Origin of the sequence: Brevibacillus sp. SIMBA_040, assembly GCF_046535075.1 — a bacterium.
Taxonomy (GTDB): domain Bacteria; phylum Bacillota; class Bacilli; order Brevibacillales; family Brevibacillaceae; genus Brevibacillus.
Window position 1 is genome coordinate 31,271 of sequence record NZ_JAWRXI010000014.1, and the last position, 12,869, is coordinate 44,139.

The 12,869-nt window shown below is 44.9% G+C and carries 11 protein-coding genes; 5 read left to right on the forward strand and 6 right to left on the reverse strand.

The features are described from left to right. Window positions 1–141 precede the first annotated feature (141 nt). Window positions 142–1,170 (reverse strand): hypothetical protein, encoded by a 1,029-nt coding sequence (locus SB752_RS22010; RefSeq protein ID WP_410717686.1) that lies wholly within the window; start codon window positions 1,168–1,170, stop codon window positions 142–144. A gap of 329 nt (window positions 1,171–1,499) precedes the next feature. On the opposite strand from SB752_RS22010, the gene SB752_RS22015 reads away from it, so the two are divergent. Beyond that, on the forward strand, window positions 1,500–1,910 hold the full coding sequence (locus SB752_RS22015; RefSeq protein WP_410717687.1) for a YjdF family protein: 411 nt from the start codon (window positions 1,500–1,502) through the stop codon (window positions 1,908–1,910). Between the two features lie 44 nt (window positions 1,911–1,954). Here SB752_RS22015 and SB752_RS22020 read toward each other — a convergent pair whose 3' ends face one another. After that, window positions 1,955–3,898, reverse strand: coding sequence for an ABC transporter substrate-binding protein (locus tag SB752_RS22020; protein ID WP_410717688.1), 1,944 nt, complete (start codon window positions 3,896–3,898; stop codon window positions 1,955–1,957). A gap of 258 nt (window positions 3,899–4,156) precedes the next feature. Between SB752_RS22020 and SB752_RS22025 the strand changes: the two genes are divergently transcribed. Continuing rightward, window positions 4,157–5,065 (forward strand): DMT family transporter, encoded by a 909-nt coding sequence (locus SB752_RS22025; protein WP_410717689.1) that lies wholly within the window; start codon window positions 4,157–4,159, stop codon window positions 5,063–5,065. Window positions 5,066–5,176: 111 nt separating this feature from the next. Here SB752_RS22025 and SB752_RS22030 read toward each other — a convergent pair whose 3' ends face one another. Beyond that, window positions 5,177–7,141: a helix-turn-helix domain-containing protein gene (locus tag SB752_RS22030; RefSeq protein ID WP_410717690.1), complete on the reverse strand. Its 1,965-nt coding sequence runs from the start codon at window positions 7,139–7,141 to the stop codon at window positions 5,177–5,179. Between the two features lie 300 nt (window positions 7,142–7,441). On the opposite strand from SB752_RS22030, the gene SB752_RS22035 reads away from it, so the two are divergent. Then, complete coding sequence (locus tag SB752_RS22035; RefSeq protein ID WP_410717691.1) at window positions 7,442–7,687, forward strand: hypothetical protein; 246 nt, start codon at window positions 7,442–7,444, stop codon at window positions 7,685–7,687. Between the two features lie 311 nt (window positions 7,688–7,998). On the opposite strand, the gene SB752_RS22040 is transcribed toward SB752_RS22035, so the two are convergent. Further along, on the reverse strand, window positions 7,999–8,580 hold the full coding sequence (locus SB752_RS22040) for a TetR/AcrR family transcriptional regulator (protein WP_410717692.1): 582 nt from the start codon (window positions 8,578–8,580) through the stop codon (window positions 7,999–8,001). A 309-nt stretch (window positions 8,581–8,889) separates the two neighbouring features. Here SB752_RS22040 and SB752_RS22045 point away from each other — a divergent pair, with 309 nt between their 5' ends. Further along, window positions 8,890–10,167, forward strand: a complete 1,278-nt coding sequence (locus SB752_RS22045) for an MFS transporter (protein ID WP_410717693.1) — start codon at window positions 8,890–8,892, stop codon at window positions 10,165–10,167. Between the two features lie 79 nt (window positions 10,168–10,246). After that, window positions 10,247–11,011 carry an SDR family oxidoreductase gene (locus SB752_RS22050; protein WP_410717694.1) on the forward strand — a complete coding sequence of 255 codons (765 nt, stop codon included), beginning with the start codon at window positions 10,247–10,249 and terminating at the stop codon, window positions 11,009–11,011. A 223-nt stretch (window positions 11,012–11,234) separates the two neighbouring features. Here the strand turns inward: SB752_RS22050 and SB752_RS22055 are convergent, their stop codons facing one another. Both SB752_RS22055 and SB752_RS22060 read right to left on the reverse strand, forming a co-directional pair. Continuing rightward, window positions 11,235–11,873, reverse strand: a complete 639-nt coding sequence (locus SB752_RS22055; protein WP_410717695.1) for an RNA ligase family protein — start codon at window positions 11,871–11,873, stop codon at window positions 11,235–11,237. Window positions 11,874–11,889: 16 nt separating this feature from the next. Beyond that, window positions 11,890–12,852 carry an AAA family ATPase gene (locus tag SB752_RS22060; RefSeq protein WP_410717696.1) on the reverse strand — a complete coding sequence of 321 codons (963 nt, stop codon included), beginning with the start codon at window positions 12,850–12,852 and terminating at the stop codon, window positions 11,890–11,892. Between the last annotated feature and the right edge of the window lie 17 nt (window positions 12,853–12,869).

A 12,869-nucleotide genomic window follows, 5' to 3' on the forward strand; every position in this document is an offset into this window, starting at 1 on the left:
TGTGGCTCAAGATTCATCCCCTGTGCCATTGCAAAATTGCTAGTGTCGTTCCCGCTATGTTGTGGCTCCCAGCTCGTTTAAGGAAGGAAATGAGTAGCTAGCCACTCATTTACGTGACAACTCCTTCACCTGGCTGCCACCTTAGGAACCTGGTTTTATGTGAATCATGTGCAAGGGGATGAATTGTTTTCGAAACCACCATACGCGCCCGCTAATCGATGCAAGCCCATGGTACTCTCCCGACGTTTGGGAAAAATGATTGAACGGATCTGATAGAAGCATAGCCTTCCAGTCTCCTGTCTCCATCCATCTTTCATCTAGCTCAGCGGGTTCTTGTTCAGACGTCGCTTTGGGTTCCATGCTTCGCTTGGCAATAGCAGGGTGCAAAACCGTAGAGGTAAAGGGAAAGTATAAGGTTTCATGTGCTCGCTTGTTCGTTTCGGTGGACGTCCCTTTAGCCGTTAGCTCTAAATCCCCCCTGATCCATACAATTTTTTTATGGAAATCCTGGCGAATGTCCTGAATGTTGAGCGTAATATCTGTTTGAATCTCTACCCAGTCTTTTTTCCAAATCACATCAATCGGCTGGACCCAATCCACCTCCCATATTTCTTCAAGGAGCGGCACCTGGATCAAGGAAGCGCCAGCTTGGTCTTTGTAGGCTATGTTTGCCAGGATTACTTGATTGTTTGTTCTGGCTTGCGGTGCTGCAGAGCTTTCGGTCAACCGTTTTTCCGTAGTGTGACCATCTGGTATAGACTTACGGATCTCTTGTTGAGGAAAGGTAGATGACTGGTCGCCATCTTGAGTTGAAGTCGTATCCTCTGGTAGTTTCAAATGTACTTCCCGATTGTCAGGCTTTTGGTCATCATCCACCTCTTTTTGATAGAAAACAGTTGGGGCCAATGATGGTGAGCTGGCTTTCGTCACTTTTGACCGTGCCATAGTCACTGGTTTTGAATATTTCTTCTGCCCCTTTTGGAGAGGAATTGATTTTTTTCTCCCATTTATGCTTCTCTTGGGAAGATTCTTGTCATGATCAGGCTCTTGCTGCTGTTCAGACTGTTTTACGTGGGTAATTTTTTGATGAGGCGCTTTCGGCGTGTTCTGGAATCCTTGATGATTGATATAGGGCTTCTTTTTTGCCGGTGTACGCTTCGGGATAGCCATCTCTTGACCTCCTTCTCTCCGCTATCAGGGATACACATTTTCTTTTTCCATTACACCTTCTCTATAAATACGTGACCAATGTCATTGCGGTATAGTCGCTTGCCTCCTTTTTGGAACAAATAAACCTGTCACATTCGCTGAGGGAAAAAAATAAGCGGTTCCCCCACTTGCAAACAATACGAAATGATTAGATAATCTGACGTATAATGTAAAAACACAGCTCCGGTTGGTAGTCCGGACGCAGGTGCGATACACCCGTATCCCCTGTCAGTAACCTTCCCCCCTTGGGATGTCCATCATTTACGATTCAAATAAAGGGGGCGGTTAATTTGAAACTAACCGTATTTTTCAATGGGCAGTATTGGGTAGGAGTCGTTGAGCTTCAGGAAGGGAAAAAATTAAAAGCTTCCCAGTTTATTTTTGGTTCTGAGCCAAAAGATGCGGAAGTAATGGATTTTGTTCACCATCAGATGCTTGGCCTTCTGTCATCCAGCAAGGAGCAGGTCGACATCAGGACGGCCTCGGAGCAAAAAGTCAATCCGAAGCGGCTCGCTAGGCAGGTTGCCAAGGAAATGCGGACGACGGGCGTCTCCACGTTTGCCCAAGAAGCCATGAAGCTTGATCTGGCGTTACGTAAAAAGGAAAGAAAAGCAACGAATAAGAAAAAAGATGAACTGCTTCAAGAGAAAAAATACCTTCTGAAGGTCCAGAAGGCAAAAGAAAAGCACAGAGGACGATAAGGGTTGCCTGAGGCAGCCCTTTTTCTGTGCATGCATCTATTTGTTTATTGTACTTTTGTCAACCAGTCTGTGATCTCCTCAGTCTGCGACAGGACTGCAATCGGGTCGTAATACCACGAACGCTCCTCTTTCCATATGTAGACACGATTTTTTTTCACCGCATCCAAAGTCGACCAGATCGGATCTGCTTTGAGGTCTTCGATGGTACGATCATTTGATGTCAGGATGATATAGTCTCCGGCATATTTGGGTAATAGTTCATTGGATAGCTCTGCCCACTGCTTATCAAAAATGTCTTTGGCTACCGCAGCTGGCGGTTTTAATCCGAGCGCCTGATATACGGCTTGTCCACCGCGTCCGAAATTATCTCCATAGGCAAATGTATTTTTATCTGCCGATTCCAAAATGGAGAAGGTTGCATTTTCCGGTATGACCATTTTGACCTTCTCTTTGGCAGCAGCGATCCGCTGATCATAGTCTGCAAGCCATGCTTCCGCTTCTTTTTCTTTACCGAGAAGCTTGCCAAAATAAGTCAGCTCTTCATGTGCATTTTTCAAGTTGCCGTAAGGAATGGAGATGGTCGGAGCAATTTTGGATAAAGACTCATATCTGTTTTGGTTGTCGCCTGTTACGATGAGATCAGGCTGCAGCTCGACTACTTTTTCCAAAGATCCGGTTACATCGCCCGTATCATCTACCGCTTTGAGCGCTTCTGCCAAATACGGATTCTGTCTGTGCAAGCCCGGTGCACCAATAGGTATAACCCCAAGAGCAATGAAACTGCCCAGATATTGATCAGCAACGATGCGGGTAGGATGTTCCGGAATCTCTATATCACCGTTGATCGTCGAAATGAACTTTGTTTTTGTTTGCGCAGAGCTTTGTGGGGTAGTAGTCGTTGCAGAAGACGACTGATTCCCCTCTGACGGTGACTGCAAATTGGGAGCATGGCTGGAGCAAGCGCTTATGAGCAGCGCTAAGCAGAGCGTCAAGGTAGCAACTGTGACGGATTTGGATTGTTTGGACATCAGTGTTCGTCCCTCTCTGTTATGCCTAAATTGATAATGATTATCATCACCAATATATCTCCAGAGTCGATCCAAAGCAATGGACGATCTGATGGGAAGAGAAGGACTATCCTTTGCCTTTCGCTCATTACGCTCATGCGCTCTATAATGTGCGGGAGAAATCCCGACGACCTTTTTAAAGATGCGTCCAAAATAAAACGAATCCTTGTACCCTACACTCGCAGCAATTTCTTTTACGTTTGCATCCGTCTGAGTAAGCATCGTCTTAGCATATTCAATCCGCTTTCGTATGACGTAATCAATGACGCTGTAGCCCGTCTTTTTCTTGAAAAGCACAGATAACTGCGGGATGCTGTAGCTCAAGAATTCTGCTAACAACTCCAGCGTGATCGGCTCTGCAAAATGCTCCTCGATGTACAACATGGCTTGGAGAGCAGGGTCCGGTGCTTTCATTTCGATACCTTCCCTATGTATTTGCGACAAAACAAAAGCGACGAACTGATAGAACAACGATTTAATCTGGAAACGCTGCAAATAGCCAAATTCCCTCCACTCCCGCTCCATGTCCTTGATGATCCGAAAGATGGATAGAGGTTGGGTTGGTAGAAAACGGTATTGCAGTTGAAAAGGATTGCTATGCTTGAAAAGCGCAACCAGTTCTGGCCGGAGCGTCAGCGGAAGCGAAGCTTTATAATAAATCATGTAGTACTCGAATTCCTCTTCTACCAAAAAGATGTCCAGCATCGTTCCTTTGCCACTGTGAACGATCTGAAATCGCTGGACGACATGCTCTTCTTCATCCAGCTTGATGTATGCTTCTCCCCGAGTGGCGAACAAGAACACACTGGTTGGCAGCCTATATGACTGCACGGCTTCTCCTGCCCGTAGTACAGAGTGGCGTACATCCAGTACCTTAATGGACGCGTGATTCCACAAAAGAAGTTGGTCGTTTATGATCATTGTGTTTGTTCACCCCAGTTCATTTCCATTCGACCAGCTTTATTATAATTGATAATGATTATCATTTCTAGTAATTATCTTCTTTCGGGAAAATGCAAATCGTTGTAAAATAATAGACAGCTTTGAAAGGAGATGAAAGCTGATGATGTATTCACCCCTTTTCGAAAATGATGTACCTGTAGTTATTCTCCCTTAACGGAAGAATAATTACGTCTCCGTTAAGGACATGAATGATTGTCTATAAAACGGAGGGCAACAATGAAAAATACGTTACTTGGTTCTTTATATTTATCACTCGCCGCGAGTATTTGGGGCGGTATGTATGTTGTTGTGAAAGTCGTGGTCGATATTGTACCACCACTTGAATTAGTATGGCTTCGCTATGTAATTGCTCTTTTCACATTACTACTGATCGGAGCGGTAACAAAGCAATCATGGCATGTTGCAAAACGTGACTGGCTGTTGATCATTTTGATTGGGTTCATTGGGAATACCATTTCAATCGTAACCCAAGAGGTCGGAACCATGCTTTCCACCGCACAAATGGGAGCCATTCTTACTTCAACGACACCTGCCTTTATGGTCCTGTTTGCACGCATGATCTTGAAAGAAAAAATTACGGTAAAGAAAGCCATTTCCGTTGTACTAGCGACAGTTGGCGTTTGTGTGATTGTGGGAACTACTCAAATCGATCCCTCCAATCAGCTAGGTGGCTTATCCCTAATTATCGCAGCACTAACATGGTCGCTTATGTCTGTCCTTGTAAAGCGTGTACCTGGAGAATATTCGCAAATTGTCGTAACAAGCTACAGCATCCTTGTAGCCATTGTCGTTCTGACGCCGTTTACCATCGGGAGATTAACCAAGCTTGATTTTCAAGCGATCATGCAGCCTTCTATTTGGGGGGGCCTGCTATACTTGGGGGTCATTTCTACTGCGTGTGGCTTTTTGCTGTGGAATCGAGGCTTGCAAAAGCTGAATGCTTCTAGTGGCGGACTGTTCTTCTTTTTCCAGCCGATCGTTGGTACTTTTCTAGGTTGGTTATTACTGGGCGAACAGATTGGCTTGTCTTTTTGGATGGGTACGACATTCATTTTTACTGGGGTACTATTAGTCATTCGTGACGAGAAACCTCAAAAAGAAACGATAAACATGGATCATGAATAGGAAAGACTGTCAAAAGACAGCGGCAACCCAGGACTCTTTTTCTCGTCCGAGATTGTCGCTGTTGTTCTTTTTCCAGGGGCTAGACTGCTTGGTTTTCGCTTCCTGCCGGTTCTACTTCTTTTTTGCCGCAAGGAGACTCTCTACAATGAAATCCAGCTGTTTATCCAAAGAATAAATATCATTGTAATAGGACAAACCAAAGCTGATTTCGATAAGACGACCTTCCTTTACAGCGGGAATACTATTCCACACGGAGTTTTGGGACAAATCTACCATACCTTCGTAAGAGGAGCGGAAGACGTAATCGCCTGCGTATACAGGCAAAACTTCAAAAGAGACATTGTGCATGGCCGTGTTTGTAGAAAAGGTGGCTACTTCCTCTTGGATAATCGCCGGTGCTCTCATCCCCAAGTATTCATAAATGACCTGCGATCCGCGGCCATATTGCTTACTATTGACGACGCCCATGCTTCCTTTGCCGCCTTCCATGATGCTCACGGTTTTGTCCATAATACCTGCTTCCTTCAATTTTTTCTTACTCTCTTCCACTTTTGCATAGAAGTTTTCCAGTAAGGCTTGAGACTCGCCTTCCTTTCCTAATACTTCCCCGATCTTCTTCAACCGCTCTTCTACTGACATACTTTCATAAGGAACGTAGACTGTCGGAGCGACATTATGTAACGATTGGTATGTTTCCTCGGAGGGAACAATGATCAGATCAGGATTGAGCGCCAGGATAGCTTCTGGATTCGGTTCAAACCAGTTTCCAAGCGATGCCACTCCATCCAGTTGATTCTCAAAGACAGCTCCCTTCTCTACATCTGATACACCTACAGGCTTCACATTAAGTGCTAGTACATCACCCAGCAAATAAAGGACAACCACACGCTGCGGGTTTACAGGGACTTCGACCTCCCCTTTAACGGTGGTGACCATTTTGGTTTTTGGACTCGCTTCTGTCTGATTAACCGTAACTGCTGTCTGCGCCGGTGCAGTTGATGCCTGTCCCCCATTATTTGCAGAATTCCCTGCTGTACCCGCGGAGCATGCACTGAGTTGAAGCGCCAAGCAGAGTAACAAGATCAGTGCCCAAGGAGCTTTGTTGCCAGTAAACATAGGCATATTTCCCTCTTCTCTATATTGACAATGATTCTCACAATCATTATCAATATACGTCCTTGCTTTCCTTGGGACAATGGCAGATAGCGACTCAACAGATGTCGATTTCGGACGGTGATCCCATTGCATGTGCTCTGTTCGATAACGTATCGGAGGAATACCAGTATACCGTTTGAACATTTTGGCAAAATAATACTTATCTGCATAGCCGATGCCTTCCGCAATTTCTTGCAGGCTTGCCTCTGTTGTAAGTAACAGCTCCTTCGCTTTTTCCATGCGAAGTTTAATCATGTAATCGATCGGAGTGCTACCTGTTTGACGCTTAAAAAGCCTCGATAAATGGCGTGAACTGCAAGCCAAAATATCAGCTAGCAGCTCTACTGAAATGGATTCGTAATAATTCTTCTGGATGTAGTCAAGCGCCTGCTCGACTAAATTCTTATGCTGATACGGTATTTTGTGGTTGTGAAGCTGCCAGAGTAGCTCGTACACAAACTGATAGAAAATCGACTTCACATGAAAACGCTCCAGGCCACCTTTCGCTTCCCATTCACGCTGCATCAAGTCCACTTTTTGAAGCAAGTCGACAGGATTCTCAGGTATAAAGCCATATTGAAGATGAAATGGATTTGCTCTCTCCAGCATGGAGACAATTTCTTGTCGGGCTGGTAGCGAGATCGTTGCCTTGTAATAAATCATATAGTATTCGAATACTTCCTCTATCGGAGCGATTTCTAGGACACTCCCTTTGCCCCCATGTAAAATGAGAAAACGGTTTGCATGATATCGCTCTCCGTCCAGCTGTAAATTCGCCTTGCCTCTTACAGCATATAGAAAAACACTGGTTGGAAGCCGATACGAGCGGAGGACTTGGCTCTGCGGCATAATATCATGGCGAATATCTGCAATTTTTAGGGATGCATGATTCCAAAGGACGAGCTGTTCATTTAACTGCATGGTAGCCTTTCAACTCCTCTGTCCGCTTAACGGAGCTGTAACCTGTAGTGGATATATCTGGGGTTCATTATATATGATAATGGTTTTCATTATCAACAGAACGAGTTCATCATATTTATTTTCCATGCATTTCCTAAAATTATGCCTTTTTCCTATATAATAGATGCAATCGTAATTTTTCGCTTTCGAAAATGGCCATCTTAGAAAAAAGACAGGGTCTGCTTTTGCTCCCCTCTTTTTCGCTAACTCCTATCTCGATCACGCGTATTACGATTAACTAACATGGAACGGGTGAATCTAATGAAAAAGAATCCTTTTTGGTTTCATCTCCTCTCCATCGTTGTTATTGTCATAGCCACGACATCCTTAATCACAAGGGCTTCCTTTTTCCACTTAGCTACTATGCTGGGCTTGGCGGTAGTCATGGCTTCTTTGGGATCGTTGGAATTCTATAAAAACCGAAAGCTGGCCTATATGCTTTTTTGTGTTGCTCTCCTCCAAGTAGTTGTGTTCATTGATTCGATTGTTGTCTTCGCTTCCAAGTAACATCCGGGAATGGTATTGGTACACCTCGCCTCAGAGACTGTTCTTAGATAACAGTGACTAAACCGAAACAAATGTGAAGCAAGCTTTAGGTTACATAACATTTGTTATGTAAGATCAAATTTGAATGCATAGAATGTTCTTGATGAGGTGATTTTAGATCCTCCTATAGAGCTTGCTGTAACTACCATACCTATATTGCTGGATGTCTGCACGACCATCATCCATGACAAAAAGACTGTCGACGAGTAAGACCGACAGTCTTTTGTTATTAAAGGAAACGCCACCCTTTTTGTATCGCTTCGAACCACCGTCTATTCCAATAATTGCATGACCGTTTCAACAGACTGATCAACGAACGTTCGATCCGGACGAGATTTCATCATGACGGTCAATCCGATTAACGACACTACCAATGTATTTGCCAGAGCCTTTGCATGAATATGCGCCTGAAGCTCTCCCGCTTTTTTCCCGCGCTCAATCGTCTCCTGAAAAATAACGGTCAAATACAGCTGGTGTTCTCGTGTTAGAACTTCAAATCTTGGCTCATGGGGGGCTAGCTCTACCATCGTATTAATACAAAAGCATCCCCGATTCCGGTCGTCTTGATAGGCTTGAGACACAATCTCCTGAAAAACCGTGTGAATTGCCTCTTTCACAGAGGGGCCGCTCTGCAAGTGACGTCGGAAGAAGGTCGCATGCTCGTGAATATATTTACGCAGGGCTGCTTCAAACAAATCCTTTTTGTCTCCAAATGCAGCGTAAATACTTGGTTTTTGAATCCCCATACTGATTGTGAGGTCGCTCAAGGAAGTAGCCTCATATCCCTTCTCCCAAAACAAAAGCATGGCCTTCTCCAGTGCCTTGTCCTCCTGAAACTCACGTGGTCGCACCATAGCGTTTTCCTCTTTTCTCTATGGATAATCCCATTTTAAATAGGGATAGATAGTTAAATACCATTCGGTACACTTACAGTACCAACTAACTCTTTTCGTGTCAAATGGAGCAAAGCAAGGAAATGAGGAGTCATCTTTTTAATTGATTCATAAATTTTATTTCCCGAAAAGTTGTTTGATCACAAAACTTCAAATGACCATTGACAAACGGTTGAAACGGATAGTAAAGTAACCTCACAGCTGTTATGTACCGATCGGTAATTAACTTGAATGTCACTCACTCAAAAGAAAAAGGGGCTGGAATTTCTCATGATAGATCCTCATCGTGACGGAGAGATTCGCGACATCTCTGCAAGGCAAAAGAAATTGTCTCATTCTGAATCGGACATTGAAACAACTCAATCTGCCTTTTCCTTTACACGCTTGCTGACTATTCTTTTCGCAACTGCGTGCGGGATGGCTGTTGCCACCATTTACTTTGCCCATCCCTTACTGGATAACATCGCAAGTGATTTTGGAATTAGTCACTCCTCTGTCGGTATTGTCATTACCGTTACGCAAATATGCTATGCTCTCGGACTATTCTTGCTTGTGCCACTTGGTGATCTCGTGAATCGTCGGCACCTAATCATGACTCACATGATTCTCATGATTTTTGCTTTGATCGGTGTTGGTTTTTCGTCATCCAGTTACATGCTGTTTGCCAGTTTGGCTGTCGTCGGCCTACTCGCCGTGGTTACCCAAACACTTGTCTCCTATGCCGCTTCCTTGTCTGAAGAAAGCAACAGAGGAAGTGTTGTCGGTTTCGTCACGAGTGGTGTCGTGATTGGTATTTTGCTAGCGAGATCTTTTGCCGGCATCGTCACTGATTTGGCTGGCTGGCGCTCCGTTTATCTCGCTTCCGCTTTCCTTACAGTGGCCATCTCCATTCTTTTGTACCTGAAGCTCCCTTCGGATGAACGCAAGAAGGAGTCGCTATCTTACCAGCAACTGCTTACATCTACACTCGTTCTTTTCGCCAAGGAACGCATCTTGCGTATCCGTGCGGTGTTAGCTCTGCTTATTTTCATGGTGTTCAGTATTTTGTGGACTTCGCTTGTGCTGCCGCTTCATGCTGCCCCCTTTTCTTTATCCCACTCCGCTATCGGAGCCTTTGGCTTAGCCGGCGTTGCAGGCGCGATTGCAGCAGCGCGGGCAGGTCAGCTCGCCGATCGTGGACTCGGTCAAAAGACGACGGGGATTGCGCTCTTGTTGTTGCTATTATCCTGGTGGCCGATCTATTCGCTTGAGTATTCTTTATGGGCTTTAGGGGCAGGTATTATCTTGCTGGATCTTGCTGTGCAGGCTGTACATGTGACGAATCAAAGCCTCATTTTTGCTGTCCGTCCTGAGGCTCGCAGCAGACTCACAGCCAGTTACATGATCTTTTATTCGATTGGCAGCGCGTCAGGCTCAATCGCTTCTACCACTGTGTATGGCTACGCTGGTTGGTATGGTGTTTGTCTGTTGGGTGCTTCTGTTAGTGCCGTCGCACTGCTGTTCTGGGGATTGACTCTGCGTGAACCGCGCCAAAAAAGCTCGGTATGAGCTGTGGAATGACAGAGCAACTTTTCGAACATCACCCTGTGTTATAACTGACATGAATCCAAAACAGGGAGATGAGAATATGAGCAAGCTGGAAGGGAAAATTGCTTTAGTAACGGGTGCTAGTCGGGGGATTGGTCGTGGAATTGCGCTGCGACTGGCGAGGGAAGGCGCGATCGTAGCTGTGCACTACGGCCAAAGAGAAAAAGAAGCAGCAAGCGTGGTTGATGAGATTTTGCAGCATGGTGGCTTCGCTTTTTCTATCGGTGCAAACTTGACTACACAAGATGGTATACGTGATTTATATACGACATTCGATGAAGAGCTTCAAAAACGTACCGGGGAGAATCAGTTTGATATTCTGGTGAATAACGCAGGGATCGGGCAAATGTTGACCCTGGAAGAAGCGACAGAGGAATCGGTTGACGAGGTCCTGAACATAAATGTCAAAGCCCCCCTATTTGTTACGCAGCATGCGTTGTCTCGCCTGAGGGATGGCGGCCGCATTATCAATATTTCATCCCTTGTCACACGAGCTGCATCCCCTAATGTTTTCACCTACAGCGTATCGAAGGGGGCAATCAACACATTTACACTAGCCCTGGCTCAGCAGCTTGGAAGTCGCAATATTACGGTCAATGCCATTCTTCCGGGCATCATTAATACAGAAATGAATGCTGGAACCTTGCAAAATCCGGATGGACAGAAATACGCAGCTGGTTTGTCCGTTTTTAACAGATGGGGCGAGCCAGACGATGTGGCAGATATTGCTGCATTTCTTGCCTCAGAGGAAAGTCGGTGGATTACCGGGCAGTTAATCGATGCAAGTGGCGGGTCACATCTCTAATCGTCCTCGTACAGGAACGTAACAAAAAAAGCATGAAAGTTCCTTATCAAAAAGGGATTTTCATGCTTTGAACTACCTATAGAGAATCGCAACAAAGATAGCTTCGACAATCCCCAATCGCGTGGGAATTGTATAAAACCATCTTTCGAATACGAAGAGCTTTCATAACAGAAACTTCCACGGTCTTATTACATGGTTCTCAATCCCTTCATACAAAGCGTAGCTAAACGTTTGATGTTAATCCATTTGGCACAACTGCTTGCGCTAACCAGTGCTTATCCGTTTGCACATGATTTTTTCTGACGAATTTTGCTGCTGACCACTTGAAGTCCTCGTAACAAAATCCCTCGGTGACTCTGACTACGTATCCTTCCTGCTCACCGCCAAACCTTGATACTTTCGTGTAGCAGCTTTTTACCACTCCCTCATTCCAGACCCCTCGGTACAGAACAGGTGCAATCTCTAAGCCCAAAAGTGATGCCCACTCGATCATTTCATCCCAAGACAGACATTCATTGTTCTCATTCCAGATCGAGAACACATAAAAGTAGCTTGTGAGCGTCTCATAATGAATAGAGTGCTTGGCAAAAACATTTTCCCCGCATATTCTCCAGCCATCGGGAATGTGGAAGGCTATCGTACCGTGTAGCATTTTCACCCAATGCCTCGATTCGTGGTCCTTGCTATCGATGGACCTGGCGTGAATGTAATCCCGGTATAGTGTAGTGTTTTCCCCATCTAGTTTTTCAGTGACTACTACTTCCCTTCCCTCGAAGTGAGTGATGGTTCGCAAGATTTTATCATCGTCAGTTCTGGTTCGCGACCAAGGTAAATGGAAGGTTCTCGGGTATTTTTTCCTCATGCATTTATTCACCTTCTTACTTGGCATAGGCATCCGCTTCTTTAAAGAAATACAACCTCCATAAAGCTTCATCGCCTAGCAAATGATAAATTTCAGACAGATCCTTTTGAGTGCCGTAATTGATCTTCATGTGCATTTGAATCAAGTTTACGACCTGGAATATAAAATCATCTTCGAATCCTAGCTCTTTCAAGAAGTGACAAGCCATTTGTGCCGAAACGTACTCATGGCCGTAGTAAGAATAATGGCCTTTTAACGGTTTGTACGTTTTGCAAAACGGTTTGCCAGCATCGTGAAACAAGGCAACTACTTGCATCAGGAACTTATCCGATTCAGTGTAAAAAGCATTCACATAATCCAGCACATGGTACGTATGCTTGCACAGCGTATGCCGATGATGCGGGTTTTCTTGATTGAAACCAAACATCTCCTGAAAGACTGGGATCATGCTCAATTTCTCGAATAAGGCATCATAAGCTGGCTCACTTTTTACGAGCTGGACAAATTCTTCTTTCGAAATCGAATAAGGCATTGGTTCATGCAGAAGATAAATGCCCTCCCATCCCTCATTTAAAATTGGGAAGTGGAAGTTTTTCCTCATCTTCGTCATGATGAATTCGTCTACCTTTCGCTTACGGGATCGATTGCGATCTAGGCAAATCGCATAAGGCACATCCAGATAGTAGCATTCCTTTTGTGTATCAGGAAATTTCGAAAGAGCCTTCATCCTCTTTTCGCGGTCAATATTGGTGGCATCCAGGATGACATTCTTTCCTTGCGCCAGCTCGCTTTCCATTTTGGAATAGACCTCGTAAAAAACTTGCGCGGTGCGCTTTTGCCTGTCTTCGTCACCAAAGAGCCGCTGTCTGATTTCGTCCGTGGATATGATCGTTGCTCGTTCCTTTTTGGCAATTTCTTTTGCCCACGAACTTTTTCCGCTACCCGCAATGCCAGTCATTACAATAAGCTTCGTCTTCACTTTATCTCACCTCCTTT